The 26,392-nt window shown below is 37.4% G+C and carries 27 protein-coding genes and 1 riboswitch; of the genes, 19 read left to right on the top strand and 8 right to left on the bottom strand.

Features of this window, described 5'->3' with window-relative positions; all coding sequences use genetic code 11:
• Positions 1 to 61 precede the first annotated feature (61 nt).
• The 11 genes from ABDZ63_RS11765 (at position 62) to ABDZ63_RS11715 (ending at position 13,099) form a co-directional block, all read left to right on the top strand.
• On the top strand, positions 62 to 2,047 hold the full coding sequence (locus ABDZ63_RS11765) for a PAS domain-containing protein (RefSeq protein WP_343783717.1): 1,986 nt from the start codon (positions 62 to 64) through the stop codon (positions 2,045 to 2,047).
• A gap of 80 nt (positions 2,048 to 2,127) precedes the next feature.
• Positions 2,128 to 3,063, top strand: a complete 936-nt coding sequence (gene cysK, locus ABDZ63_RS11760) for a cysteine synthase A (protein ID WP_343783716.1) — start codon at positions 2,128 to 2,130, stop codon at positions 3,061 to 3,063.
• 302 nt (positions 3,064 to 3,365) lie between these two features.
• Positions 3,366 to 4,454: a Fe(3+) ABC transporter substrate-binding protein gene (locus tag ABDZ63_RS11755; RefSeq protein WP_343783715.1), complete on the top strand. Its 1,089-nt coding sequence runs from the start codon at positions 3,366 to 3,368 to the stop codon at positions 4,452 to 4,454.
• Positions 4,455 to 4,611: 157 nt separating this feature from the next.
• The gene (locus ABDZ63_RS11750; RefSeq protein WP_343783714.1) at positions 4,612 to 6,216 is read left to right on the top strand and encodes an ABC transporter permease; all 1,605 of its coding nucleotides are present in this window, start codon (positions 4,612 to 4,614) and stop codon (positions 6,214 to 6,216) included.
• 6 nt (positions 6,217 to 6,222) lie between these two features.
• Positions 6,223 to 6,960 carry an ABC transporter ATP-binding protein gene (locus tag ABDZ63_RS11745; protein ID WP_343783713.1) on the top strand — a complete coding sequence of 246 codons (738 nt, stop codon included), beginning with the start codon at positions 6,223 to 6,225 and terminating at the stop codon, positions 6,958 to 6,960.
• Positions 6,961 to 7,238: 278 nt separating this feature from the next.
• Positions 7,239 to 8,453, top strand: coding sequence for an MFS transporter (locus ABDZ63_RS11740; protein WP_343783793.1), 1,215 nt, complete (start codon positions 7,239 to 7,241; stop codon positions 8,451 to 8,453).
• Between the two features lie 70 nt (positions 8,454 to 8,523).
• Positions 8,524 to 9,327 (top strand): pyridoxine/pyridoxal/pyridoxamine kinase, encoded by an 804-nt coding sequence (pdxK, locus tag ABDZ63_RS11735; RefSeq protein WP_343783712.1) that lies wholly within the window; start codon positions 8,524 to 8,526, stop codon positions 9,325 to 9,327.
• A 543-nt stretch (positions 9,328 to 9,870) separates the two neighbouring features.
• A complete protein-coding gene (locus tag ABDZ63_RS11730; RefSeq protein ID WP_343783711.1) occupies positions 9,871 to 10,506 on the top strand; it encodes a class I SAM-dependent methyltransferase in 636 nt (211 codons plus the stop codon).
• A 57-nt stretch (positions 10,507 to 10,563) separates the two neighbouring features.
• Positions 10,564 to 11,037: an S-ribosylhomocysteine lyase gene (locus tag ABDZ63_RS11725; protein WP_343783710.1), complete on the top strand. Its 474-nt coding sequence runs from the start codon at positions 10,564 to 10,566 to the stop codon at positions 11,035 to 11,037.
• A 1-nt stretch (position 11,038) separates the two neighbouring features.
• Positions 11,039 to 11,947 (top strand): PLP-dependent cysteine synthase family protein, encoded by a 909-nt coding sequence (locus ABDZ63_RS11720; protein ID WP_343783709.1) that lies wholly within the window; start codon positions 11,039 to 11,041, stop codon positions 11,945 to 11,947.
• An 18-nt stretch (positions 11,948 to 11,965) separates the two neighbouring features.
• Positions 11,966 to 13,099, top strand: a complete 1,134-nt coding sequence (locus ABDZ63_RS11715; RefSeq protein ID WP_343783708.1) for a bifunctional cystathionine gamma-lyase/homocysteine desulfhydrase — start codon at positions 11,966 to 11,968, stop codon at positions 13,097 to 13,099.
• Positions 13,100 to 13,431: 332 nt separating this feature from the next.
• Here ABDZ63_RS11715 and ABDZ63_RS11710 read toward each other — a convergent pair whose 3' ends face one another.
• The 3 genes from ABDZ63_RS11710 to ABDZ63_RS11700 are packed head-to-tail and all read right to left on the bottom strand — an operon-like array spanning position 13,432 to position 15,176.
• Positions 13,432 to 14,286, bottom strand: a complete 855-nt coding sequence (locus ABDZ63_RS11710; protein ID WP_343783707.1) for a DUF4097 family beta strand repeat-containing protein — start codon at positions 14,284 to 14,286, stop codon at positions 13,432 to 13,434.
• 1 nt (position 14,287) lies between these two features.
• Complete coding sequence (locus ABDZ63_RS11705; protein ID WP_343783706.1) at positions 14,288 to 14,860, bottom strand: DUF1700 domain-containing protein; 573 nt, start codon at positions 14,858 to 14,860, stop codon at positions 14,288 to 14,290.
• Complete coding sequence (locus tag ABDZ63_RS11700; protein ID WP_343783705.1) at positions 14,853 to 15,176, bottom strand: PadR family transcriptional regulator; 324 nt, start codon at positions 15,174 to 15,176, stop codon at positions 14,853 to 14,855. The genes ABDZ63_RS11705 and ABDZ63_RS11700 overlap by 8 nt, the downstream gene beginning before the upstream one ends.
• A 171-nt stretch (positions 15,177 to 15,347) precedes the next feature.
• Between ABDZ63_RS11700 and ABDZ63_RS11695 the strand changes: the two genes are divergently transcribed.
• Entirely contained in the window at positions 15,348 to 15,968 is a 621-nt protein-coding gene (locus ABDZ63_RS11695) for a spore coat protein (protein ID WP_343783704.1), read from the top strand.
• A 233-nt stretch (positions 15,969 to 16,201) separates the two neighbouring features.
• Here ABDZ63_RS11695 and ABDZ63_RS11690 read toward each other — a convergent pair whose 3' ends face one another.
• Positions 16,202 to 17,005, bottom strand: coding sequence for an ion transporter (locus tag ABDZ63_RS11690; RefSeq protein WP_343783703.1), 804 nt, complete (start codon positions 17,003 to 17,005; stop codon positions 16,202 to 16,204).
• A gap of 463 nt (positions 17,006 to 17,468) precedes the next feature.
• Here ABDZ63_RS11690 and ABDZ63_RS11685 point away from each other — a divergent pair, with 463 nt between their 5' ends.
• The 4 genes from ABDZ63_RS11685 to ABDZ63_RS11670 all read left to right on the top strand — a co-directional run bounded on the left by ABDZ63_RS11685 (position 17,469) and on the right by ABDZ63_RS11670 (position 19,909).
• Positions 17,469 to 17,663 (top strand): DUF6366 family protein, encoded by a 195-nt coding sequence (locus tag ABDZ63_RS11685; protein ID WP_343783702.1) that lies wholly within the window; start codon positions 17,469 to 17,471, stop codon positions 17,661 to 17,663.
• 196 nt (positions 17,664 to 17,859) lie between these two features.
• Positions 17,860 to 17,961, top strand: a riboswitch (guanidine-I (ykkC/yxkD leader).
• A gap of 56 nt (positions 17,962 to 18,017) precedes the next feature.
• A complete protein-coding gene (locus tag ABDZ63_RS11680) occupies positions 18,018 to 18,347 on the top strand; it encodes a DMT family transporter (protein ID WP_343783701.1) in 330 nt (109 codons plus the stop codon).
• A complete protein-coding gene (locus ABDZ63_RS11675; protein ID WP_343783791.1) occupies positions 18,347 to 18,661 on the top strand; it encodes a DMT family transporter in 315 nt (104 codons plus the stop codon). The genes ABDZ63_RS11680 and ABDZ63_RS11675 overlap by 1 nt, the downstream gene beginning before the upstream one ends.
• A gap of 12 nt (positions 18,662 to 18,673) precedes the next feature.
• Positions 18,674 to 19,909, top strand: a complete 1,236-nt coding sequence (locus ABDZ63_RS11670; protein ID WP_343783700.1) for an MDR family MFS transporter — start codon at positions 18,674 to 18,676, stop codon at positions 19,907 to 19,909.
• A gap of 309 nt (positions 19,910 to 20,218) precedes the next feature.
• Here the strand turns inward: ABDZ63_RS11670 and ABDZ63_RS11665 are convergent, their stop codons facing one another.
• The 3 genes from ABDZ63_RS11665 to ABDZ63_RS11655 all read right to left on the bottom strand — a co-directional run bounded on the left by ABDZ63_RS11665 (position 20,219) and on the right by ABDZ63_RS11655 (position 22,751).
• The gene (locus tag ABDZ63_RS11665; protein WP_343783699.1) at positions 20,219 to 20,869 is read right to left on the bottom strand and encodes a queuosine precursor transporter; all 651 of its coding nucleotides are present in this window, start codon (positions 20,867 to 20,869) and stop codon (positions 20,219 to 20,221) included.
• A complete protein-coding gene (queF, locus tag ABDZ63_RS11660) occupies positions 20,862 to 21,269 on the bottom strand; it encodes a preQ(1) synthase (RefSeq protein ID WP_343783698.1) in 408 nt (135 codons plus the stop codon). The genes ABDZ63_RS11665 and queF overlap by 8 nt, the downstream gene beginning before the upstream one ends.
• 168 nt (positions 21,270 to 21,437) lie before the next feature.
• A complete protein-coding gene (locus ABDZ63_RS11655) occupies positions 21,438 to 22,751 on the bottom strand; it encodes a M20 family metallo-hydrolase (protein ID WP_343783697.1) in 1,314 nt (437 codons plus the stop codon).
• Between the two features lie 116 nt (positions 22,752 to 22,867).
• On the opposite strand from ABDZ63_RS11655, the gene ABDZ63_RS11650 reads away from it, so the two are divergent.
• Positions 22,868 to 23,782, top strand: coding sequence for a putative RNA methyltransferase (locus ABDZ63_RS11650; RefSeq protein ID WP_343783696.1), 915 nt, complete (start codon positions 22,868 to 22,870; stop codon positions 23,780 to 23,782).
• Between the two features lie 42 nt (positions 23,783 to 23,824).
• Here the strand turns inward: ABDZ63_RS11650 and ABDZ63_RS11645 are convergent, their stop codons facing one another.
• Positions 23,825 to 24,205, bottom strand: a complete 381-nt coding sequence (locus ABDZ63_RS11645; protein ID WP_343783695.1) for a hypothetical protein — start codon at positions 24,203 to 24,205, stop codon at positions 23,825 to 23,827.
• Positions 24,206 to 24,306: 101 nt separating this feature from the next.
• Between ABDZ63_RS11645 and ABDZ63_RS11640 the strand changes: the two genes are divergently transcribed.
• Positions 24,307 to 24,774 (top strand): ASCH domain-containing protein, encoded by a 468-nt coding sequence (locus ABDZ63_RS11640; RefSeq protein WP_343783694.1) that lies wholly within the window; start codon positions 24,307 to 24,309, stop codon positions 24,772 to 24,774.
• A 142-nt stretch (positions 24,775 to 24,916) separates the two neighbouring features.
• A complete protein-coding gene (locus ABDZ63_RS11635; protein ID WP_343783693.1) occupies positions 24,917 to 26,272 on the top strand; it encodes a hypothetical protein in 1,356 nt (451 codons plus the stop codon).
• Positions 26,273 to 26,392: the final 120 nt, after the last annotated feature.

The raw sequence follows: 26,392 nt of genomic DNA, 5'->3' as shown, positions 1-26,392 counted from the left end.
ACAATATATGGACAGAAATTATGATAAAATTTGCATAAGAGTATTAATGGGGGAATTGGATGTGAAGGAGCAACTACTAAAATGGACAGAAAAGTTAAAGCCTACTAACATACAATTGAATAAAGCGTCATATGAGAAATATCGATTAAAAATGGTACAAAAACTTAACTTAGACTTTCATAAACGTGAAAAAAGGTTTGATGACATTACAGAATTGGCCAAAGACATGTTCGATGTTGAAATCGCACTCATATCTATTATCGAAGAAGATTGGCAATGGTTTAAGTCTTCAACTGGATTACCAAAACACCTAGAAAAAGAAGGCGCACCACGTGATCTTACATTTTGTCAGTATTTAATTACAGAGGACAGACGTCTAATGGTAGAAGATGCAAGTCAAGACTCTAAATTTCAAGATCATCCATTCGTAAAAGATGGAACGATCAGCTTCTATGCTGGAGTACCTTTACGATTAAGTAATGGTCTTATAATCGGTTCACTTTGTATTTTAGATTCGAAGCCAAATAAAATTACAAAAAAACAATTTAACCAACTTGAAAAGCTGGCTAATTGGGCAATATCAGAAATAGAAATTAAACAAAAAGTTCAAAGTTTATCAGAGCAACAACATTCGATTAACAGCTTAGTTGAACGAAATGCTTATTTAACTGCAGGAATTGAACACTCTTCTTCATCTATTATTATTACTGATGCTAAAGAAGCGCATAACCCAATTATTTATGCTAATCAAGCTTTCTCTGAACTAACAGGCTACAGTAAAAATGAAGTGATCGGGAAAAGCTTTAACTTTTTACAAGGAACAGACACTGACAAAGACACCATTGACCTCATCCATTCGTCGATTAATACACATAATCCGCTTCAAACAGAAGTATTAAACTACAAGAAAAATGGTGATCCTTTCTGGAATGAACTGTTTATTAATCCTGTAGCGGATGACGATGGAGAGATCAATTATTTCATCGCCATACAACACGACATCACCAAACAAAAAAAGATTGAACAAGGGCTAGTGCAAGAATTATTTGAGAAAAATAGTTTATTCAATTCTTTGCCAGAGTTAATCATTATGCTCGATGAAAATGGAAACATTAGAAATGCTAACAACCGATTAGAGCAATATTCATCCTATAAATTACCTGAAGTAACTAATCATTCGTTACGTGATTATGTTCTTATAAAAGACTTCAACGAAAAGCTTCATCACATCTATGAAGAAGGAGAACTCACATTCGAAGCTACTCTTGTCACTAAAAAGAAAGAACACTTACCGTTTCAATGGAATTTATTAGCTTTAGAAGGGGCTAATAAAGAACGGTCAGGTATTGTCGCTATTGGTGAAGACATTCGTGACCGTTTGCAATTACAAAAGGATGTAGAGTACGCTGGTAAATTACAAAAAGAATTACTACAACCCAATCTTAAAACAGACAAGCTTACATTAAGAGCTCTTCACAAACCGAGCCAATATGTCAGTGGTGATAGCTATGGTTATGATTATGATGAACAGTCCAATCGACTATTTATCTACTTAGTTGATGTTATGGGTCATGGTGTCGCAACAGCACTGCAAACTAGTACGATCAATCTTTTATTTCATCAAGTTTCAAGGGAGGATATGCCGGTTAAAGAAAAGGTTGAATGGGTTAATAAAGCCTGCATCCCCATCTTTCCATCATCCTATTTCGCAACCGCCTTCTGTTGTGATATTGATTTAACTACAGGTGAGGTTCATTATGTCGCAGCAGGGATTAATTTTTTCGCATATGAACAAGATGGACAAACGACTGGTGCAAAAGTACACGGTCCAATCATCGGTTTACAAAGCGATATGGAATTTAAAGAGCATAAATTAAAACTAAGTTCCGGTGACGCGTTATACCTTATGACTGATGGGCTTTATGATGAACTTAACTTAGAGAGGTTACCTAACAACTTTGAACAATTTTATAGCTTACTAAGTACTATATCAGAAACACAACTCCGTAAAGATGATGCAACAGCTATTTGCTTGCAATTGCAATGACAAGAGGTTCTTGTTGAATTTAGCTAATTCCAATTGGTAAACTAGGGAATAGATTTAAGATTAATAAAGGATGTGAAGACATGCGTGTTGTAAATAATATAGCAGAATTAATCGGTGAAACCCCGCTAGTCAAGTTAAACAAACTTAACCCAGCTAACGGTGCTGATATTTATTTAAAGCTTGAATTTTTTAACCCAAGTGGAAGTGTTAAGGACAGAGCGGCTTACAATATGATTGTTGAGGCTGAAAGTGCTGGTCATTTAAAAGCCGGCTCAACAATTATTGAACCAACAAGTGGTAATACAGGCATTGGTCTTGCAATGAATGCTGCAGCGCGTGGTTATAAAGCGGTTTTAGTTATGCCTGATACGATGACTAAAGAAAGAATCAACCTACTTCAAGCATATGGGGCACAAGTTGAGTTAACACCGGGTGATGAGAAAATGCCAGGAGCAATCCGTCGTGCCAAAGAGCTTTTAGACGAAATTCCAAATAGCTTTATGCCCATGCAATTTGAAAATGAAGCGAACTCAGATGCCCACCGAAACACGACAGCGAACGAAATAATTAAAGCTATGGAGGAACTAGGAAAACCTTTATCAGCTTTCGTTGCAACATCTGGAACGGGTGGTACGATTACGGGTACTGGTGAAGAACTTAAAAAGGAATATAAGGACTTATCCGTACACGTAGTTGAACCTGCAGGAAGCCCTGTTTTATCAGGTGGAAAACCAGGTAAACACAAACTCGTTGGAACAAGTCCAGGATTTGTTCCAGATATTTTAAACCAAGAGATCTATGATGAGATATTCCGCATCGAAGACGATCAAGCCTATACTGTAGCACGCCGCTTAGCACGAGAAGAAGGAATATTAGTCGGTACTTCTGCTGGTGCTTCGTGTTATGCCGCCATCGAAGTAGCTAAACGTAAGCAACCAGGCGAAGTCGTTGTAGCCATTATCCCAGACTCAGGCGAACGATACTTATCCGGCGATCTATTTGACTTTGAAAAGTAGACGCTGATGAACTTGAGCGAGCGCTGATAAATTCGTGTGAGCGCTGATAAATCCTTCCCCTTCAACTACAACTAAAATTTTTTATTAATGTTCGAGCAGCTTGCCATACTATTAATGGCAAGCTGTTTTTCTTATTTCAGAAGGAACTTGGCTATCTAAGCTAACAAGTTCACTAAAATTTTATTTATTTTTTCTATAAAGTGATTGACTTGATAATGATTATCAGTAAAAATAGTAGTTGTGAGGTTGATAATCATTCTCAACTAATATAAATAAACTACATAGAAGGAGCGTTTTAGAACATGTTAAACAAAAAGTATCTGTTTATGATGATGGCACTAATTATGACGGCTGTCGTCTTAGCCGCTTGTGGCGGTGATGATGCATCTCAAGATAGTGAGCAACCAGAAGGTACTAGTGGTCAGGGTGATGAGGAAGCTGGTGAAGTTAATATTTACACGAGCCGTCACTATGATGTTGATGATGAGATCTATTCTGATTTCACCGCTGAGACTGGTATTGAAGTGAATATCATTAACGGTAGTGCGGATGAGTTAATCGAGCGCATGAACCGTGAAGGTGAAGCATCTGAAGCTGATTTATTCTTTACAGCTGATGCTGGTCGTCTACACCGTGCTAAAGACCAGGACCTACTTCAACCAATCGAAAGTGAAACTATTCAAGAAAATGTACCAGAAAACTTACGAGATCGTGATAATGAATGGGTTGGTTTAACTCAGCGTGCACGTATTATTGCATACCATAAAGATCGTGTTGACCCTGAAGAACTTTCAACTTATGAAGCTTTAACTGAACCAGAGTGGGAAGATCGCGTGTTAATCCGTTCATCTGAAAATGTTTATAATGAATCATTATTAGCTTCTTTCATTGAATTACATGGACGTGAAGAAGCCAAAGATTGGGCACAAGGCCTTAACGATAATCTAGCTCGCTCCCCTCAAGGCGGAGACCGTGACCAAGCACGTGCTATTGTTGCAGGTGAAGGTGATGTAGCTATTATGAACACGTATTACTTAGGTGGTATGCTGAATTCACCAGATGAAGAAGAAGTTAATGTTGCTGAACAATTAGGTGTCTTCTTCCCTAACCAAGAAACAACAGGCGCACACATTAATGTAAGTGGTATTGGATTCGTAGGAAATTCACCAAACCCTGAAAATGCTATCGAGTTACTTGAATATTTAACAACTGAAGACGTACAAGAGGTTTTCGCAGGTGCGAATTATGAGTATCCTGTTAACCCGAATGTTGAGGCAGCTGATGTATTAAATGAATGGGGAGAGTTTGAAGACCAAGAAATTAACCTTTCTATTTTAGGTGAAAACAGTGCTGAGGCTACTCGTGTTTTCAATGAAGTAGGGTTCCAATAAATTGAATGTGACGAAAAACTAAAAATTAATACCGCTCCAGTTATTAGAGCGGTATATCGTCTTTTGTTTTAGCGTTTTTTTTAGTATGATAGGAAAGGTTGCTTAAGTCTATAAAGGGCGTGTCTTTTTGAAATGGTTTAGATCATTAAAAACAACGATGAACATGTGGACGGTTCTTAGTATTATTTTTGTTTTACTTGTTTTGTTGCCTAACCTATCAATCATCGTTCAGTTTTTTGCAGAGCCAAATGAAAACTGGCTTCATATACGTGAATACATGTTACAACAGTATATCCAAAACACGTTAATCCTTGTACTTTTTGTAGGGGTTTTAACCTTGTTTATCGGAACTAGCTTAGCTTGGATTATCTCGGCTTATGATTTTCCGATGCGACGCTTTTTCCAGTGGGGAATGATTCTACCTTTAGCTATTCCCCCTTATATTGGTGCCTATACTTACCATGGCATATTAAATTATACCGGTGTTATTCAAACGTCACTTCGAAACAATTTTGATGTGACCGTTAACCAGCAGTATTTCAATATTATGAATATGCCTGGTGCAATCTTTATTTTAACAATATTCTTATTCCCTTATGTATATACTATTACTAAAGCGTTTTTAGCACGTCAGTCGACAGCATTAATTGAAAATGCTCGTATTTTAGGCAGTAGCTCATGGAGAATTTATTTTAGAGTGGTACTTCCGATATCACGAGCGGCCATTATTGCAGGTGTGAGCTTGGTCATTTTGGAAGTTTTAAATGATTACGGTGTTGTCAGTTACTATGGCATTCAGACGTTTACAACTGCCATTTTCCAAACATGGTTTGGTATGGGTGACTTACAATCAGCAGTAAAACTTTCCGGTACATTAATGGTCATTGTTCTTGGTATACTAGTGGTAGAAAGGATTGCCCGTGGACGTCGTCGTTATAGCTTTACAACAACAAAAGTTAAACTTCTACAACCTGTTAAATTAGATGGTAAACAAAAATGGCTCGCCTTTAGCTATTGTATGTTTATTTTCTCAATTGGGTTTATCATCCCAGTTATTCAACTAATTTACTGGGCGACGATGACCTATGATCAATTTTTATCGTTGGAGTTCTGGCATCTAATATGGAACTCTGTATCCGTTGCGTTTATTGCAGCAACAATCATTGTGATCATGGCTGTTGTGATTAGTAACTTCGCTCGATTAAACAAAGGAATGCTAGCTAAAACGTTTCCAAAAATCACGATTTTAGGTTACTCTATACCTGGAGCTGTGATCGCGGTTGGTGTCGTCACTCTATTTACAGCTTTAGACCGACAGTTATTCGGATTTTACGAGTGGATCGGCTTAGAACCTACACTCATTATAAGTACCAGTTTATTCATGCTCATATTCGCTTACGTTATCCGCTATTTAGCAGTCGGTTATAACTCGATCGAATCCGGTTTTGACCGGGTTGGTACAAACTTTACAGAAGCATCACGTATGCTTGGTATGAGTGTTACTAAGTCATTTTTCAAAATTGATATGAAACTAATACGAGGCGCGATCTTTGGTGGCTTTATATTAGCTTTTATCGATATTATGAAAGAATTGCCTCTAACGCTAATATTACGACCATTTAATTTTGATACGTTAGCGACAAGGGCTTATCAGTACGCTGTAGATGAAATGATTCAACAAGCCGCAATCCCATCGATTTTCATTATTTTAGTTAGTGGTATTGCAATTTATGTGTTTCATCACGTCTTAGAAAAGGAGTAATGATTTATGTTTGTTCATATTCGAAACTTAGCTTTTAAATACCCGAATTCAAAACCAAATACAATTCAAGATTTCAATTTAACAATCGATCAAGGTGAAATAATTTCAATACTAGGTGAATCAGGTAGTGGAAAAAGTACGATCTTACGCTTAATTGCTGGCTTAGAAATGCCTACTAACGGCAACATTATGGTAGGTGATGACTGCATGTGCAGTAATTCAAGCTTTACACAACCTGAAAAGCGTGGTGTGGGTATGGTGTTCCAAGACTATGCTCTTTTCCCTCACATGACGGTTGAAGATAACATTAAGTTTGGCCTTCAAAAATGGTCCCGTAAAGACAAGAAAAATCGCGTTAGTGAAGTGCTAGAGCTTGTTAATTTAGAGGATTACCGTAAACGTTACCCTTTTGAATTAAGTGGTGGTCAACAACAACGTGTTGCATTAGCAAGAGCTTTAGCCCCGAAGCCAAAGTTATTGTTATTTGATGAACCATTTAGTAACCTTGATGCTGATTTACAAATTCGAATTCGTGAAGAACTAAGACGTATTATTAAGTCAACAGGTGTTACGTCTATATTCGTAACCCATGACCAAGATGACTCACAAGCATTAGCAGACCGGATCGTCGTTTTACGTGAAGGTGAGATTGCTGAGTTGGGAACTCCACATGAGGTTCTCGGTACAGACTGTAACTTTGCTGATCGCTTACCAGTAAAACCACGCGTTCTTTCACGGGTCTAACTAACATAAACTATGAAATCCCAGCTCCATTGTGACATGGTGCTGGGATTTTTTACGTCTTTCTGAAAGAAGCCCCCAATTCAAGCGACCCGTAAGGATAATAACTGGTGGGAATAGTTCACTTCTTCTCCCCTACTCCTCTGTGGGTGATCACTTAACTCGACAATTTGGAAAATCTTTGTTATATTTAGACTATCGAAATAATCGTAATACGAAATATTAGAAAGAAGGGTAACGTTTTGGACCACGAAGGACTCGCAAAACGCAACTTGGCAATCATGTGGTTTGCCAACTTTTTTATTGCTGGCAGTATGACTATGGTCATGCCGTTTTTATCACTTTATATTGAAACTTTTGGTGACTTCTCAAATGAGTATGTAACCACATGGGCTGGTTGGACATTTGCTATTACATTTGTTACCGCCATTATCTTCTCCCCGATTTGGGGCCGCATTGGAGATAAATTTGGTAGAAAACCGATCCTAGTCGCTATGGCATTCGGACTTGCTATAAGTGTTTTTACTATGGGATTTGTCAACTCGGTTTTCCAACTGTTTATCTTAAGGCTCTTAATGGGGATATTTGCCGGATTTATATCTACTTCACAAGCTCTCATCTCGACACAAACACCAAAGAAAATTTCTGGGCGAATACTCGGGACATTACAGACAGGTACGGTAACAGGTACACTAATGGGGCCACTACTAGGTGGTGTGTTAGCTGATTGGATCGGTTTTGCTCAAGCTTTCCAGTTTACCGCTGTCGCTTTATTTATTGCCGCTATTCTTGTATTAATTGGAGTTAAAGAAGTCAGACTTCCTGCTGAAAAAGAAGAAAAAGAACATTATTCCAAAAAAGAAGTCATTCAGCACATTGTACGCCATCCAATGTTATTAATGGTATTAATCATTTCCATGTTTGTACAAATTGCTCACTTTTCGATTCAACCGATTCTAGCTTTGTATGTTGCAGAATTAAATGGCCCTGCCAATTTAGCCTTAATATCTGGTATTGCCTTTTCCATTACAGGGTTAGGTAATTTAATCATGACAAGGCGTTGGGGGATTATTGCTGATAAGGTCGGTTATGATAAGATTTTAATTTTACTAGTCATTTTAGCTGCAGTCGTCTACTTCCCTGGTGGTATGGTGACAGAGGTTTGGCAATTAGTCATTCTTCGTTTCTTGCTCGGTGTAACATTAGGTGGAATCATTCCTATTCGCATGGCTTATATACGTCAAGAAGCTCCTATTGCGATTCAAGGTGAAGTTTTAGGCTATAATACCAGTTTAAGGTTTTTAGGTAACGTGATTGGGCCTGTTATGGGTGGAATAGTCGCTGGTTTCTATGGTATTAGCTCTGTATTCTACATTACGAGCGCATTATTACTAGCTAGTGGAATTGCCTTATTCATTACTAAATGGAAAGAAACAACGACAACTCAAGCTGATCAAACTGTTATCTCCAAAGACCCGGCTAAATCATCGAACTAAATAAATTGGCAAACCTTTAAATTAACGGTAAAATGCAATTGGAAAGAATTACGAAAGCGAGGTCTCACCTATGAAGAAAGTTTTAGTCTTAGCCGGGTCAGATACAAGCGGTGGTGCTGGAATTCAAGCTGATCTAAAAACATATCAAGAAATTGGTGTTTATGGCATGACAGCCTTAACAACAATTGTTGCTCAAAACCCTAATAACCATTGGGCTCATGATGTTTACCCAATTGAAACTAACACTGTTAAAGCACAGATCGCAACGATTCTAGATGGTGTTGGCGTTGACATGATGAAAACAGGCATGCTTCCAACGACAGAAGTTATCCAACTAGCAGCAGACACGATTGAACGATATCACCTCAATGCGGTTGTTGACCCTGTATTAGCTTGTAAGGGACAAGATGAACCCCTTTACCCTGAAAATGCTAAAGCATTGCGCGAGTACCTTGTTCCTAAAGCCTTAATGACAACACCTAACTTATTTGAGGCTAGTCAATTAGCTGAAATGAATAACATATCAACAGTTGACGAGATGAAAGAGGCTGCCAAACGGATCTATAATATAGGTGCGAAAAATGTTATTGTTAAAGGTGGTTCTGAAGTAGAAGGTGATAAGGCAATTGACGTTTTCTATGCAGGTGATGATTTTATTTTACTTGAAAATGAAGTCATTGATACACCTTATAACCACGGAGCTGGATGCACGTTCGCATCAGCCATTACAGCAGCTATTGTAAAGGGAAGCACACCTGAGGATGCTGTTCGCTTTGCTAAATCGTTTATTACCAATGCAATTGGAGAGTCTTGGAAGCTGAATGAATATGTCGGGCCAGTAAATCAATTTGCTAATAGAGGTGTACAGCAATAAATCGATCTATGACAAGCTTTATTCTTTAAGTCAGCCTTATCCGATTTGACCTTGCTTACCGCTAAAGGTTTAACAAAAGTTTATAAAACTACTTCTTAGATAGAGTTTGGGACAAAGGGGATAAAGGTTTATTGAAATACGAAAATTTGGGCACCTTGTGTTAGAGGAGCATTTACCCGATCGGATACTTATCAGCGTTCAGACACTTTTATCAGCGCTCACATGATTTTATCGGCGCTCGGGATACTTTTATCAGCGTTCGCATCATTTTATCGGCGCTCGAGCTACTTTTATCAGCGATCAGACTTTTTTGATGTAGCGATATCGAAGCACAATATTCCGAACGAATTCATTTACTATTGAATCGTTCGGATTTTTTATGATAAAAACGCGAGCTAACGAAGAATTTAAACGTGAATATCATCATAAAAAAGTCCATTACAAATGGGCTTTCTTTTTTTGCCTTAATCACATATGCTATGGTATAATCTTTTTAATCCCTACTAAACAGGTAGGGTAAATAAAGTATATGAGGTGAGCGACATGGGTCGTGAGTTTATGCATATATTTGATGAGTGGGCAGAATCTTATAATGCCACTGTTCAAGGTCATGATGAGCAGTATCAGGCCGTTTTTGAAAGTTACGATCAAATATTAAGTAATGTAGCTGAAAGAGCTACTGGTGTTACAATTGAATTCGGCATTGGAACAGGGAATTTAACTGAGAAATTATTACAACAAGAGGTTGACTTAATTGCAATTGAACCAAATAAAAACATGCGTCAACTTGCTGCAAATCGTTTCCCAGCATTAACAATTCATGATGGCGATTTCATCAAGTTTCCTAAAGTAGCAAAGGTCGACACAGTTGTTAGCTCTTATGCATTTCATCACTTAACAGACGATGAAAAGCGCAGAGCTTTCGAACTATACACCCCTCTACTTTCCAGAAATGGCCAAATTGTCTTTGCTGATACGATGTTTGAAAATGAGAAAAAACATGAAGATATGATTCAACAAGCCAAAGCTAAAGGCCATCTTGCTCTAGCGGATGATTTATCAAGAGAATATTATACGACTGTCCCAACTATGAAGAGGCTTTTACATGAAACGGGTTATCAAGTTCAATTTGAGCAATTAAATGATTTTGTTTGGCTAACACATGCTAAAAAAATCTAAGTACGTTATCATTAAAATAGAAGGAATTTTCAGTATTTAATTAGGAGGAGATTTTATATGACTGAAAAAATGAACGTTGAAAGCTTTAACCTAGACCATACAAAAGTAAGAGCACCATACGTGCGTTTAGTTGGCATTACTAAAGGTCAAAAAGGCGATGAAATTCACAAATATGATATCCGCTTCAAACAACCTAACAAAGCGCATATGAAAATGGATGCCTTACACTCCATTGAACATTTAATGGCTGAGAAAATCCGTAACCATTTAGAAAACGTGGTCGACATTGGACCAATGGGGTGCCAAACAGGGTTTTATTTAGCTGTATTAAATCACGATGATTATGATGAAATTCTTGAAACGTTAGAAAAGACTTTCCAAGACGTATTAGCTGCTGAGGAAGTACCAGCATGCAATGAAGTACAATGTGGATGGGCTGCTAATCATAGCTTAGAAGGTGCTAAAGAGCTTGCTCAAGAAATGTTAGACCGTAAAGATGAATGGAAAGATGTGTTTGGAGAGGAAGCTTAGCATGAATTACGTCAGTCGCGTGCAAGACTTAGTCGGTAATACCCCTTTAATTGAGATTACTAATATAGATGTTCCAAACGGGTGCCGACTTTTTGCGAAATTAGAATTCATGAACCCTGGCGGTAGTGTTAAAGACCGTCTAGGGTTAGAGCTTTTAAATGATGCTTTAACAAGCGGTGCACTTAAACCAGGTGGCACGATCATTGAAGCAACAGCTGGAAACACTGGAATTGGTTTAGCGTTAGCTGCCATTAACCAAGGCTTTGACGTTATTTTCGTTGTCCCACAGAAATTTAGCTTTGAAAAGCAATCATTAATGCGTGCTTTAGGCGCAACTGTTTATAATACACCTACTGAACTTGGAATGAAAGGTGCTATTGAGAAGGCAGAACAACTTATAAATGAAACTGACAGCGCCTTTACCCCTGCCCAATTCAGTAACTTAGCAAATCCTAATACGTACTATAAAACATTAGGGCCTGAGCTTTATCGTGACTTAGAAGGTCAAATTGATGTTTTTGTCGCTGGTGCGGGAACTGGCGGGACTTTTCAAGGAACAGCCAAATACTTAAAAGAACAAGATGAATCGATTAAAACAGCGATCGTGGAACCTGAGGGATCAATCTTAAATGGTGGTATAGCCGGCCCTCATGCTACTGAGGGAATTGGTATGGAATTCTTACCTGATTATATGAACCCGCAACTGTTTGATTCGATTCATACGATACCCGATGAAGTCGCGTTTAAACAAATGAAAATGGTCGCTCAAAAAGAAGGCCTTTTAATCGCAAGTTCATCTGGCGCGGCTTTTCAGGCAGCCTTACAGGAAGCTGAAGTCGCGAAACCTAAAAGCCATATTGTTACGGTCTTTCCGGACAGTATTGAACGTTATTTAAGTCAAAATATTTAGTGAGGGATGGGAATAATCATGCGTAAAAAAACACAGCTCATTCATGGTGGAGTTTTCGGTGATCAAGAAACGGGTGCTGTTTCAACACCCATTTACCAAGTGAGCACCTATCAACAAGAAGCACCTGGCAAGCACACTGGCTATGAGTATTCTAGAACAGGCAACCCGACACGACATGCTTTAGAAGAGCTGATTAAAGATATTGAAGGCGGCTCACGCGGTTTTGCATTTGGTTCTGGTATGGCAGCAATCACTTCTACAATGATGCTTTTCAATAGTGGTGATCATGTCGTATTAACAGACGATGTTTACGGGGGCACTTACCGCGTTATGACAAATGTGATGAATCGCTTAGGTATTGATTCTACATTTGTTGATACAAGCGACTTAAGTGAAATTGAAGCAGCCGTTCAAGACAACACAAAAGCGATTTTCATCGAAACACCTACTAATCCGTTACTTAAAGTAACTGACTTAGAAGCTGTATCGGATTTCGCTAAGGCCAATAACTTATTAACAATCGTCGACAATACGTTTACAACCCCTTACTTCCAAAACCCAATCAAACATGGTGCTGATATTGTCCTTCACAGTGCCACTAAGTATTTAGGTGGTCACAGTGACGTTGTAGCAGGGCTAGTTGTAGTGAATGATGAACAGCTAGGTGAAGATTTACACTTTATTCTAAATTCATCTGGTGCGATTTTAGGACCGCACGATTCCTGGTTACTTATGCGAGGTATTAAAACATTAGGCATTCGCATGGAAGAACATGAAGTCAACACAAAAGCAGTCATAGATTTCCTAAAAGAGCATCCCACTGTTCAAAAAATATATTACCCAGGCTTAGAAGACCACCCGGGGTATGATACCGCGAAAAAGCAATGCACAGGCTTTGGAGCCATGCTTTCATTTGATGTAGGCTCAGAAGAAAAAGCCAATGAAGTGTTAAGTAAAATACGCTATTTCACACTCGCAGAAAGCCTTGGTGCTGTTGAAAGCTTAATCTCAGTACCAGCCAAAATGACACATGCTTCCATCCCACGTGAACGGCGTCAAGAACTTGGCATTACTGACGGATTAATTCGCGTTTCCGTTGGCATTGAAGACATTGAAGACTTGCTTGAAGACTTAAAGCATGCATTAGGTTAATTCATTGAAAATCCGAACGATTCATTAAAAGTGAATTCGTTCGGATTTTTACGTTTCGATCCTGCTGCACCAAATTGAACGCTGATAAATTTGTTCGAGCGCTGATAAATTCAGCCTGAGCGCCGATAAAAAGTCTGAGTGACTCGTGCTTTTCTTGCGATCGACAGGACGTACTTCCATATGACGTGTTGACTTCCGCGAAGCTAAACGATGGTTTTAGGTCTTAGCGGATTCACTGACCAGGAAGTCAACACATTTTGATTTCAGTTAGGGTAGTTGTTCATCTAACATAATCATCAAATGTTCGTATTTCTTCCTCCCCTTTATCAAATTTATCTGTAAGCAAAATCAAATGATCCAGCACTTGCTCTGACTGTAATATTATAAAGCCCTTCTCCGATTGTGCCTTTAATTTCACGATTAGAATTAACCTCATAGTTCATCGGAAAGCCAACCGAACCCTCTCCAGCAGTTGCTTGGAAATCTAAAGATATATTAGTCGGCTCGTTGTGAACATACAAGTTAATAGCTCCTGCTGTTGCATTAAAGCTTATATCCTGCTCTATTTGTTCAAGTGTTGTTACAATTTCACCTGCACTTGTTCTAATATCTAAATCACCAGTAAGATAATTTACCTCTACCATACCAGCCGAAGACCGTATATTAGTACGCTCTGACTCAATATCCTCTAATGTAATTTTTCCAGCGCTCGAAACGATCTCTACTTCACTTACTACAGCACTCTCCACATGGGTCTTTCCTGCAGAAGAGTCAATCGATAAAACATGGTAAGCTTTTTTAGGTAAATACAAGTCTAATTCAATGTGCTGGCCACCAAATGTAGGTAAGAACATTATTGGGTTATCAGTATTAACATTTAAATGCAACTCATTATTCTTCAATTCAATTCCAAGGTCTGTTTGCTGCATAAAAGCTTGGCTAAAGCGTCCATTATAATTGACTTTAACCTCATCCTCATCAGTTGGTAAAATGTTAACCTCAGCAACTGATACATCGATATAAATTTCATCAACTAATTCAGCATCATATTCTTTTTGATCCTGAACAGTTGAAATTTCGCCAACATAATTTTCAACTAAAGAAGACCCACTTACCAACACAGAAATTAACAGTCCAACAAAACCAACTATAAGCCCGATTAACGCAATCTTCGCAACGACTTTCATATTATCGTTCCCCTTTTACAACTTGAATGTTAAAGTTAACATATTTCTTAATCCCAACAACGATCCACTTGCCTACATAAATCAACCCAAGTACCATTAAAGTGGCTAAACTTAAAGAGAAGATTGATGAAAACAGCAGAACAAAGAAATTACCAACATCATATAACCCTAATTGAATGAAGCCTAATAATGGGGCTAAACCAATCGAAATAGCAGCTCCAAATAAGCTAAAATATACACCTATAATCGCTGCAACAGGTCCAACGACAAGTGTAAGGTTAATGAAAATCAAGACAATTGTTAACAGAACCATACGCACATAATTTGTACTTCTATTTTCGGTTTGTAGCTTAGGTTGTTCTAAAGTTGGAGGTTCTTCTTGTAATTCGCTCATAATTTCATTAGCCACCTTACTTGGCGACCCAAGCTCATTAATAATTTCTAATTCAGACTTTCCATCACCATTGCCGTTCTCAAAGTGCTCATCATAATCGTAAAGTATTTCTTCGCGTTCTTGAGGACTAAGTGATATTAGACGGCTTCTTAACTCTTCCAAATACTGCTGCTTATTCATCACTCGATACCTCCTTTACTAATTCACTGACATATCCTGAAAACCATTCCCACTCTTGGATTAGGTAATTCATATGTCCTTCTCCTTTAGGTGTTAATGTGTAATATTTTCTTGGTGGGCCTTCATTAGACTCGGCTAAGTAAGTCGAACAATATTCTTCTTTAGTCAACCGCCTTAACAGTGGATATAAAGACCCCTCTGCTATCGATATATTTTTGGAAATATTTTGAGCTAATTCATAACCATATTGATCTTTTTGATGTATTAACATTAGAACACATAGCTCTAATACACCTTTTTTAAACTGCGCATTCACTCAAGACACACCCCCGCTATAAGAATTAGTGGTAAATCTTCACTCTTTCATCATAACATTCAGTACTGAATAATAATAGGTACTAACGTTAAAAAAATAGCTTAAAACAGTATAATTATCTTCAATTAATCCAACCTAATAAATGTAGAACAGACTACAAGGAGGATTCTTATGCAACAGCAACAAAACCCAAACAGCCAATTAAAACAATCTGAATCATTACCAAAAGATAAAAGTCATGGTGCGCATGCAATTTTTGATGCAGACGAAGCAATTTCTACAGTTATTGGTACAATGGAGCACTATAAAATGTACGAACAAAATATTCAATGTCAACAACTACAAGGTATTTTAACGAATCAGTATAACTATTTAAGTCAAACTTACAACACAATGGTTGATGCTTTTCAGTCAGGTCAAAAGCCGACTCAACCAACTACTCTTTATAATATGGAAATTTCAAACGATGTCACTTATGGTATGCAACCAAGCCAGCCAAAACAACCTGAACAAAACCCTCAGCAATTAAATGACCAGTGTTATTCTAGCTTTATGCTTGGTCATTTAAAAGCATGTGCAACGGGTGCTACAACAGCTGCTTTAGAAGCAACGAACCCTGTCATGCGTCGTGTTCTACAAGATGGCGTTGCCAACTTTTGTGAGATGGCATATGAAGTATTCCTATACCAAAACGATAAGAACTATTATCAAGTACCACAGTTTGACGATCAAACAACAACTCAGTTACTAAATAGCTATGCACCAATGACCAACCAACAACAGCAACACTAATCACCTCTCTTCAAAATAGGCGAACGTCCAATTAAATGACGTTCGCCTAAATATTTCAATTAATTATAAAATCGCTCTTATATTAGGGTTTTAGCTCTAATAATTTGAAAGTCGCTCTTTTATTTTGAATTTCGCTCAAATAATTGTAAAACCTCTCTTTTATCGAGATTTCCGGTCTATTAGTAACAAAATCGCTCTTTTATAGGATTGCAACTCAACCCGGTGCGATCTTATTATTGATTTGGATTTTTCACTGCATCTTTTAGGTCTTTAATTTCTTGTCTTAATAAATAGACCTCTTCTTGAAGGTCATCTCCTTCAGGCAACTCATCATTTTCCATCTTCTCAATCTTTTCGAAGTTGTTCACAATAACACCGACGAATAAATTCAGGACGATAAACACACCTGATAGGATAAAGGCTACGAAGTAAATCCACGACCACCAGAATTCTTCCTGGATCGGACGCATAATATTGCTTGCCCATGATTCAAGAGTAATAATTTGGAACAGTGATAATAACGTATGCTGAAGCGTGCCAAAATACTCCGGTGCCACATCTCTAAATAAAAACGTACCCATCACACTGAAAACATAAAACATAATGCTTAGTAGAATTAAAATCGTACCAAGTGATGGAAGCGTCATAATCAATGCATTAACAATTTTCTTAAGTGATGGAATCATTGAAATCGTACGGAACACACGGATCACACGGAGAATACGCAACACAGTTACAAACGGTGACCCCATAAAAATAAAACTACTCGCTACAATTAAGAAGTCAAAGACATTCCATCCGTCTTTGAAGAAATTAGTTGTTGGTCTTGCTGCGATTAGCTTTAAAACTATTTCAAAGGCAAAAATAGTTAATATGATTGTATCTATTCGAATAAACCAGTTACCATAATCTTCATACAACCCTCGGTAACTTTCTAAACCTACTATAATCGCATTGATCACAATCAATGTTATAATCGTTGGTTGAAAAGCTCTATGCTCAACAATTTGAGAACTCCACTTGCGCAGATGATTCATGTTTGCTCCCCCATTTTCTCTAAATCTTACACGACTAAAATTTTACCATAAAATAATATAGAGTGGGGATTAGACACCTATATCTGCTTAATCATTTAATGATCCTTATATTGATAGTGAGTACTATTGTCCATAGTACCACCTTAATACCATTAATCGCCTCCACTTCTCCTAATTTCCATTCAGTTAATGGGTTTTCTTAATACTCAAGTCTTCACCTTCCAACGATGAATACACGTACGATCTTAGACGGTTCCCTTCTTCAGCCATTGGACGTGACACTGACACAAACCTGACTCACAATGAATGACTTGATTATTAAAGATGATTTAATGTAAAATTCAAAAATTTATAGTACAATTAGATTAAATAAATTTGAGCTTTAACATTGTTTCTTGTTTAACTAACGACACAGATGAGCTGAAGAAGGAATAAAGTTTTAATACGTCAGGGGAGTGGTCACTTGGAAGAGAAAAATCGGGATAAAATTCACATAAAAGAACAGAAGAATAACCCAATGGGGAATTTTGCAGATGGGGTAAACCGTTCTATGGTAGGGGAACCTGGTGCATTAGCCCAAGGTGGTTGTCTAACTATAATCATAACTATAGTAGTTGTAATTATAGTAGCTTTTCTTTTAATTAGATTTTTAAACTAAAGAATAGACTACGAATTTGAACTTCTAAATAATTGGAATTCTTACTTTTTCATTTTATATCAAAATTAACATTTAACAGAGCCTTCATGTCACATCACCCCTCCCTTCAAAATATTTGAAATGAATATTCATGGAAAATCCAATAAACTCATGTTAATATTTTAAGTGAAACAATATTTAATTAAAACCACACACACTTCATGTTTTCTAGGGTTCCGCGACAATTAGTTGGTCTGGTCCGAGAGAAAACACACAGTACTCAAATGCTGTGACACGGAGGGAGAAAAGCCCGGGAGATGTATAAAATCATCTTCTGGGCTTTTTTTATTGGTTAAATTTAAGGAGGTACACTCTATGAATAATCATTGGTTTAAAGTTTTTCTTGGAGCCTTTTTCGAAGTGTTTTGGGTCATTGGCCTAAGCCATGCTTATAATTGGATAACATGGGCAGGAACAGTAATCGCTATCTTCCTTAGCTTTTTCTTTTTAGTATTAGCAGCACAAAAGCTCCCTGTTGGAACGGTTTATGCCGTTTTTGCTGGGCTTGGAACTGCTGGTACGGTCGTTGTTGATATCATCTTTTTTAATGAGCCGTTTATGATACTAAAAGTGTTGTTAATCGGACTTCTCATTTCCGGGATTATTGGTTTGAAATATGTAACAGAAGAAGGAAGTGATGCTTGATGTACTGGACAGCTTTAATTATTGCAGGGTTCTTTGAAATGCTTGGTGTTCTAGGTATTAACTTTATTAATCGATATAAAAATTGGCAGTCTGTTGCATTTATGATCGTTACTTTTTCGATTAGTTTTGTTTTTCTATCTTTCTCTATGAACGAAATAACGATGAGTGTTGCTTACGCCATTTGGACTGGGATTGGTGCTGCAGGTAGTGCGATTATGGGAATGATCTTCTTTAACGAACCTGCAACAAGATTAAGAATTTTATTTATTTTCTTCATTATCTCGGCTACAATTGGATTGAAGTTAATTACGTAAGAAGGTGTCATCATGCCAAAACAAATTTGGTTACTCATTTTAGCCATGGCCATAAACGTTACAGCCGCTTCGTTTTTATGGCCATTAAATATGATTTATATGCACTATGAACTAGGGACAACTTTAGCTTTCGCCGGAACGGTTTTGTTTTTAAACCAAGGTGCTGCGATTATCGGGAATCTAGTTGGTGGTACTTTATTTGACCGCCTAGGTGGTTATCGGACGATTATTTTAGGTGGATCTGTAACTTTAGTCTCCGCAATTACGTTATCGATGTTTCACTCACTCGTTCCATATACTATTTTGTTAATCTGTATCGGATTTGGGACGGGTGTTGTTGTACCAGCTATGTATGCATTAGCTGCATCCGTTTGGCCAGAAGGTGGCAGACGCCCATTCAATGCGATCTATGTCGCGCAAAATATTGGAGTCGCTGCCGGTACAGCAACTGGTGGTCTTGTCGCTTCCTTTTCATTCTCATATGCATTCATGTCGAATGCCATTTTATTTACAGCTTTTTATTTAGTCGTATTCTTTACTTTTAAGCCATTAGGTAAGAAAACAGATACAGGCACTTACTCTACTGTAGCGAGTCAAGGTTTTAAAATTTATAACACTAAATCATTTGTTGCACTCATTGTATTAAGCATTGGCTTTTTTATCGCTTGGGTCGCTTATGTCCAGTGGCAATCAACTATCGCAACTTACACGATTGACCTCGGCATACCTGTTGAACAATACACGATTATTTGGGTGATTAATGGTTTGTTAATTATCTCCGGTCAACCATTAATTAAAATCGTAACGCGGTTTATTACATCACCTAAAGTCCAAATCTTAGCAGGTAATACGATTTTTATTCTGTCGTTTATATATTTGCTACAAGCAGATACCTTCTTAGATTTCGCTTTCGGTATGGTCATTTTAACACTTGGTGAAATGCTCGTCTGGCCTGCTGTTCCAACAATTGCCGCCAGCCTTGCACCTAAAGGTCGAGAAGGATTTTACCAAGGAATTATTAACAGTGTTGGTACTGGGGGACGAATGGTTGGGCCGTTGTTCGGTGGTTTAATTGCCGACCACTTCCCGATGGTGACACTATTTGGATTATTAATTATCTTATTACTCGTTCCTTATTTCTCAATCTTTGTATTAGGTCGGATCCAAAGAAGACTGCAAGAGGAAGAGTCAGATGAGAAGGATGAAGATGAAGATGAAGTTGAAGAAGAAGAAAAAGTCAATGTCTAGTGAAATTAACAAAGTCTTAACCAAATCTTCACAAGTCTTTCACAGACATTTTTAGGAAAAGCTAGTATTATATAATTATAGTTAAATATTTGTGAACCTTCCCTAAAAATAGATATTAACTTAAATAAAACCGCTCAACTTATACCCCCTAGTTGCGCGGTTTTTTCTGTTATTTAAAATGGTATATGTCATGTTGAAGCATATCTATTGATCAGGTTCGCTCTTTTATTAAGAAATTCGCTCTATTAATATTGATTTCACTCTATTTATTAAGAAATTCGCTCTAATAAAAACCCACCTAGCATGTTACTAGGCAGGTTGCTTTTCTTCTTCTACTTGTTGTGTTTGTTCTCTTCGGTGTTTTCTCGTAAATAAATAAAATAATGGTGTATCGATTGCGGCTATAGTTAATTTAATAACATATTGACTTAAAATCATCACCCAAATATTTGGCACAGTGCCTATAAAGGCGATCGTAATAAAAATCGACGTGTCAAAAAACTGCGATGTTGCTGTGCTTAAGTTATTTCTTAACCACTTCAGTCGATTTTTGGTCATCTTTTTAATTGTTGAAAAAACAAACACATCAATGTATTGTGACGTTAAATATGCTGCTGCAGAAGCTAATACGAAGCGTGCATTTTGGCCTAAAAGTGTCTCATAAGCTGATTGCGACTCTTGTGCAAACGGGGCAACTGGTAACAGGTACCCTAAGTAAATCATAATACTTGCGAAAATTTGTGCGCAAAAGCCAAAAAGAATCGTTTGTTTTGCCTGCTTCTTGCCATACTCCTCATGTACGATATCTGTAATTAAAAACGTTACTGCATAAACAACAACAGCAGCTGGCACAACAAAGTTTTCACTAAAAGCCACTAGCTTCCCAGCTAACACATTAGCAATAACAAGTGATGTCGCAAAGATGACATTCAAAAAAATTAACTTTTGATCTTTACTCATCCCGGTTACGCACTGCTTTCGTCGTCAATTCAATTCCACCACGTGCAGACTGATAAACGGTCACTTCTACACTTAAAGGATCAATTGCATAGATGAAGTCATCAGCAATTTGTGCCGCTAACGATTCGCAATAAGCCCCCTCGTCACGATAAGACCATAAGTAGAACTTAAGTGATTTAGACTCAATACACTTTTCATTCGGTGTATATGTGATCTCAACTTGACCAAAATCAGGTTGACCAGTCTTCGGACAAACAGCTGTAAATTCTAACGCCTTAAACGTAATAGTCTGTACATTCGGCGCTTCAAATGCTTCGTCCTTAAGGATTGCACGACCCTCATTAACATTTTCTGGTCTTGGCATTGGCCCAGACCTTGGTAAATAATAATTCTCTGACATAATCATCATCTCTCCTTAGTTTTGATTAAGCAGGATTTCGCGAACTGCTCTTAAATTATAGTTTGCACAAATATATATTTTAACAGATTAAAAGATATTCGTTAACTCATAGACTTTTACAAAATAATGAAGATCCCTTTAAGGAATAGCGATTGCTCCTACCTAATTCTATTCTTCTCCAATTTTTTCTACAAAACGTTTTAAAACATGAATCGTTTGAACACAATCATTTAAAGAAGACCATTCTTTTGGGTTATGGCTAACACCGTCTAAACTTTGTGTAAACAACATCGCCATAGGTACATATCGACCTAAAATCATCGCATCATGACCTGCCCCACTCGGTAAAGAAAACGGTTCTAAGCCAAGAGTTTCTTGAACCGCTTCTAAAGCTTGCTTTTGCATCTTCTCAGGTACTTGAACAGGTGGAACATTCATACTCTCCTCAATCGCAACTGTTGTACCATGTTGTTTACTAACTGAGTGTGCAGATTCTATAACTAACTTAGCAATCTCATCTTTCCATTCCTCTTTAATATCTCGAATATCAACTATTAATGTCACTTCACCAGGAATAACATTAACACCATTCGGGTCAACTTCTAGCTTCCCAATTGTAGCAACACCTGTATTACTTACTTGTGGTGGCAGTTCTTTCACCTTCATTACAAAATCTCCCGCTGCAACTAGCGCATCTATACGATCATTCATCGGCGTATTCCCTGCATGCCCTGCAACTCCGGTAAACGTCACTTTAAGCCATGTTGGCCCTGCAATCCCTGTTACAACACCAACCGGTAAGTTTCGTTTTTCCAGCTGTTTACCTTGTTCGATGTGCACTTCTACAAATGCTTTAACTTGAGATAAGTCACGCTTGGCCTCTTTAAAACCTTTTGGTGTTAACCCGACATTAGCTATTACTTCTTCAAAAGGTGTCCCATTAAAGTCCACACGTTTTTTCTCTTCCTCGATTTCTAATTCACCTGCTACTGATTGACTACCTAGCAGCCCACCATTAAAGCGTGCGCCCTCTTCATCAGTAAACACAACCACTTCAAAAGGAGTAGACGGTATTTCAGCTGAATCTTTCCAGGCAGATGCCACTTCTAAAGCACTAACAACACCTAATGGACCATCAAAATGTCCACCATACATTACACTATCTAAATGAGAACCTGATATGATCGATGGCCCTTCTACTTGACCTTCTATTCGACCAAAAACGTTACCAGCACCATCAACAGTTACCTCAAGACCATCTTCTTCCATCCACTGTTTCACAAGGTCCTTAGCTTCTTTTTCCTCTTGTGAGAACGAAATGCGCCGACAACCACCCTCTTCTGTCATTCCGATTTCTGCTATAGCGGTTAAACGCTCTGCCACACGCTTCCCATCAATACCTGAATGACTAAGACTATAGTCATACTCATAAATTAATCGGTCGTAAAACGCCTCAACTTGTTGCTTAATTTGACTCGTCATATTCAAGCTCCTTCCAAGTTTTAAGAGAGTAATAGTCTTTAACACGATAATTGGTTTAATTAACATTATATATGTTCAAGTGCTGATACAAAAGGTAAAACAAACATATAGTACAAGTGACTTTTTTACTTATTCACGTTATTCTTAGTGAAGTAGGAATTATTGGAGTGAAAGAATTGAAAAAGTTAAGCAAAAAACAACTTGCAGCTAACCGGATTGATGAGCATATCCAGATATTTAAATGCCCTATTTGTCATAAAAGCATGTCATTAAAGGACGAAACACAATTAACTTGTTCAAACAACCACATGTATGACCTTGCTAAACAAGGGTATTTAAATATGGTCCAACAAGGAAAGAAAAGTCAATATGATCAGTCTTTATTTCAAGCAAGACAACGTTTAATAAAGAGTGGGTTTTATCATAAATTGCTCAACCAACTTGAGATGATTTTAAAAAATCAAAGTACTCATTATATTCTCGATGCTGGTTGCGGAGAAGGTTCACATTTGTCATCTCTTTTAGAGCGTGTCAATTATAGTATGGGGATCGGTATTGATTTAGCGAAAGAAGGGATTCAAACAGCCGCTAAAGGGGATGAGCAAGGGCAATGGATTGTCGCTGATATAGCCAACACCCCGTTTAAAGACCAAGCTTTTAACTTCATTTTGAACATTTTATCTCCGTCTAATTACGATGAGTTTAAGAGGTTAATCAAGGATGATGGAATTATTATTAAAGTCGTACCAGGTGCAAATTACTTAAAAGAGATTCGCGAACAAATATTTGAAGGTACAGAACAGATCGATTACTCAAATGAACAGACGATTAAACGCTTTGAAGAGGCCTTTCAACTAAAACAGCGCGAAAACATTACGGACTATGTGTCACTTTCAGAAGAGCAATTTCACGATTTAATTCATATGACACCCTTAACTCAAGATGCTGAGTTGGAAGCTATCCATTTCGTCGATCAAGTTACGATTGATTTAGAGGTTTTAGTCGGGCAAAAAATCAATCAAACGTACTAGCCATATATTAAAGACCTGCTATTTTAAGCAGGTCCTAAACACTTAATCAACTTTACGAAACGTTACAATAACGAATAAGAAAAAGCTGATTAATAAAATTGTCCCCCCAAGGATAAAGAACACTGTCACAAATGGATCGGGTAAAGCAAATGGGCGGACATAATATAACCACATTCCAATCGTTAAACCAAACGCACCAATAACACCTGTCCATACGTGTGATGCTGTAAGTAGTGACGGGGCAGGGTCGTATACTTTATAAAAGATTGACCAAGCAAATAAAGTCAACCAGCCAACAAGTAAAATGTGCGCGTGTACCGTTTGAAATTCATAACCACCAGCACCTGCCATGTGTGAGCCAATAAAAGCTCCAACCGCTGCAAAGAGAGCCGATAACCTTAATAGCGTTTTACTATAATTCAATTTATTTTTCCTCCCTCACAATGAAAAATCCTGTTAATATGCTAAAATCATGCTATGCTATTAAATAACGTAACATACATGAAGACCACGGAGGTATTATTATGAATGAAGATTTAGTGAAAGCCTTTTGGGACAAGTTTGTTCAAAACAACCCGCATTTAGCCAATGAAAATACACCTTATACAACCTGGGCATTTGGTAGTGATGAAAAACTAGCTCGCGAACTACTTGATTTAGTGAAATCAGGCGATAAGACAGCCACTTGCTCGTTATTTAGAATGTATGAAGTTGAAGATGAGCCACTACCAACAGAAGGCGAATTTAATGTGATAACTGATTGGAACGGAAATCCAGAAGCCATTACACGTACAACAGATATTGATATTATCCCATTTAGAGCAGTTCCTGAAGACTTTGCTTACAAAGAAGGTGAAGGGGATAAAAGTTATGAATACTGGCATGAAGCTCATGTGCGATTTTTTACTGAGGAGTTAAAAACCATTAACGAACCATTTGAAGATGACTTACCAGTTGTTTGCGAACAATTTGAATTACTTTATCAAGAATAAAAGAAGCCTCAGTTAGATTAAATACTAGCTGAGGTTTTTTAATGTTGGGCCTTTTTTTTAGGTGCATTAATATCAATAACCACTTATTAACTCACTTAGTTTGTTACAATGTATAAAGACTTACAAAAGGTGAGATGAAATTATGCAATCTATTAAATTCTACATATATTCATCATTTGTCGCGTTATATATGATTAACCTATTTGCTGACAGTAATGTCGTGACATATACTCAAGGGGCGATTGGAATCATAGCTTTACTGATCTCAATCTATGGAGCTAGCAAAACTTATCAAGTGATTGGTCTAATTTTTACTTTTTTTTCAAGCATTATGTTCATAGTCTATGAAGTCCCATTCAGTAATATAGCACCTTATTTTACATCTATGGGCCTACTAATCTCATTATTATATATTATTCCGTTTATTAACCATTACATGATTGTTGGTCGTTTTGATCAATCGTTATATCAAATATTGCAATCAAACACGCCACACCTTGGGAAGTTTTACGCCAAATCATACTTAACGAGCTATGCTTTAACATTGTTTATCTTTTTATCGATGATTCCCTTGTCCTATCAATTCATTAAAGAACGGACGAGTCAATTCAATGAAAAGCTTACACACCAGTTTGCCACACGTTCAATTCTAAGACCGTTTGCTGCTGCTAATGTGTGGAGTCCAATCGAAGTTTATATAGCACTTGTTGTAGCCATTACAGGTGCTTATTATTTGCATTTACTTCCGATTTTACTTGGCTTTTCAATTATTATGGTTTTAATAGACTTAACAATCAACTATTCTCGTTATCGAAACTTACCACTCTCTACTGATAGTCAAACAAACAAACTCAGTAAAGAAACGATTCAAAAGGTTGTCTATTTAGTCGTGTTTCTCATCCTATTCATGATCACCGCAACAACGACACACCTTGTATTTGACTTAGAGTTTTTTGATGCTATTGTGCTAGTCATTATTCCATACACACTCGCTTGGGCATTGGCTACTGGGAAGCTTAGAACTTTCATTCGTTATAACCGGGAAGTATGGGGCACACAGCTTTGGACGATGCAAAATTTCATGATGCTATTACTCCCCGTTGGATTCTTCAATGAAATCGTGAGTGATACAGGGGTATTTGAACCTATTCTAGAAAGCTTATCTTGGTTGGAATACCAGCCTTTATTATTATTTAAGTTTATACTGTTAAGCTCTATGATCTTAGCCTTTTTCGGCTTCCATCCACTCGTTACATTAAGTTTACAAGGGTTATTTGTTGCACCGTTTTTAGATACGATCAACCCTTTAAGTATTTCAATCGTTATGATTGTCTCTGTTGTCGTTAATGACATGACTGGGACATTTAATGTGCCCATTACAATGCTAAACCAATACTTTAAGCGTAACCCGTATCAACTAACATTTTGGAATATTGGATATGCCCTAACCTTTGGTGTAATAGGGGTGTTGATTGGCTATTTATTAAACTACTTGTAAAAAGAATTCTAAAGAAGAGTTGTAGCTTCAATTGATGTTATAACTCTTTTTTTAATCCCCGTCTCAAGTCTGAGATAAAATACTCCTCCACAGTCTTGTAAAAAAATCCTCTTCATTTAT

Origin of the sequence: Alkalibacillus silvisoli (genome assembly GCF_039521975.1) — a bacterium.
Taxonomy (GTDB): domain Bacteria; phylum Bacillota; class Bacilli; order Bacillales; family Alkalibacillaceae; genus Alkalibacillus; species Alkalibacillus silvisoli.
The sequence above is the reverse complement of the archived record's forward strand: the minus strand, read 5'-3'. Positions and strand labels throughout refer to the sequence as shown.

Excerpts from the sequence above, each read along its gene's own strand:
- ABDZ63_RS11655 (WP_343783697.1), bottom strand. The coding sequence starts at position 22,751 with ATGACGAGTCAAATTAAGCAACAAGTTGAGGCGTTTTACGACCGATTA.
- ABDZ63_RS11755 (WP_343783715.1), top strand. The coding sequence starts at position 3,366 with ATGTTAAACAAAAAGTATCTGTTTATGATGATGGCACTAATTATGACG.
- pdxK (WP_343783712.1), top strand. The coding sequence starts at position 8,524 with ATGAAGAAAGTTTTAGTCTTAGCCGGGTCAGATACAAGCGGTGGTGCT.
- ABDZ63_RS11670 (WP_343783700.1), top strand. The coding sequence starts at position 18,674 with ATGCCAAAACAAATTTGGTTACTCATTTTAGCCATGGCCATAAACGTT.
- ABDZ63_RS11640 (WP_343783694.1), top strand. The coding sequence starts at position 24,307 with ATGAATGAAGATTTAGTGAAAGCCTTTTGGGACAAGTTTGTTCAAAAC.
- ABDZ63_RS11710 (WP_343783707.1), bottom strand. The coding sequence starts at position 14,286 with ATGAAAGTCGTTGCGAAGATTGCGTTAATCGGGCTTATAGTTGGTTTT.
- ABDZ63_RS11715 (WP_343783708.1), top strand. The coding sequence starts at position 11,966 with ATGCGTAAAAAAACACAGCTCATTCATGGTGGAGTTTTCGGTGATCAA.
- ABDZ63_RS11635 (WP_343783693.1), top strand. The coding sequence starts at position 24,917 with ATGCAATCTATTAAATTCTACATATATTCATCATTTGTCGCGTTATAT.
- ABDZ63_RS11665 (WP_343783699.1), bottom strand. The coding sequence starts at position 20,869 with ATGAGTAAAGATCAAAAGTTAATTTTTTTGAATGTCATCTTTGCGACA.
- ABDZ63_RS11725 (WP_343783710.1), top strand. The coding sequence starts at position 10,564 with ATGACTGAAAAAATGAACGTTGAAAGCTTTAACCTAGACCATACAAAA.
- ABDZ63_RS11690 (WP_343783703.1), bottom strand. The coding sequence starts at position 17,005 with ATGAATCATCTGCGCAAGTGGAGTTCTCAAATTGTTGAGCATAGAGCT.
- ABDZ63_RS11720 (WP_343783709.1), top strand. The coding sequence starts at position 11,039 with ATGAATTACGTCAGTCGCGTGCAAGACTTAGTCGGTAATACCCCTTTA.
- ABDZ63_RS11705 (WP_343783706.1), bottom strand. The coding sequence starts at position 14,860 with ATGAATAAGCAGCAGTATTTGGAAGAGTTAAGAAGCCGTCTAATATCA.
- cysK (WP_343783716.1), top strand. The coding sequence starts at position 2,128 with ATGCGTGTTGTAAATAATATAGCAGAATTAATCGGTGAAACCCCGCTA.
- ABDZ63_RS11675 (WP_343783791.1), top strand. The coding sequence starts at position 18,347 with ATGTACTGGACAGCTTTAATTATTGCAGGGTTCTTTGAAATGCTTGGT.
- queF (WP_343783698.1), bottom strand. The coding sequence starts at position 21,269 with ATGTCAGAGAATTATTATTTACCAAGGTCTGGGCCAATGCCAAGACCA.
- ABDZ63_RS11740 (WP_343783793.1), top strand. The coding sequence starts at position 7,239 with ATGTGGTTTGCCAACTTTTTTATTGCTGGCAGTATGACTATGGTCATG.
- ABDZ63_RS11750 (WP_343783714.1), top strand. The coding sequence starts at position 4,612 with ATGAACATGTGGACGGTTCTTAGTATTATTTTTGTTTTACTTGTTTTG.
- ABDZ63_RS11730 (WP_343783711.1), top strand. The coding sequence starts at position 9,871 with ATGGGTCGTGAGTTTATGCATATATTTGATGAGTGGGCAGAATCTTAT.
- ABDZ63_RS11745 (WP_343783713.1), top strand. The coding sequence starts at position 6,223 with ATGTTTGTTCATATTCGAAACTTAGCTTTTAAATACCCGAATTCAAAA.
- ABDZ63_RS11680 (WP_343783701.1), top strand. The coding sequence starts at position 18,018 with ATGAATAATCATTGGTTTAAAGTTTTTCTTGGAGCCTTTTTCGAAGTG.
- ABDZ63_RS11695 (WP_343783704.1), top strand. The coding sequence starts at position 15,348 with ATGCAACAGCAACAAAACCCAAACAGCCAATTAAAACAATCTGAATCA.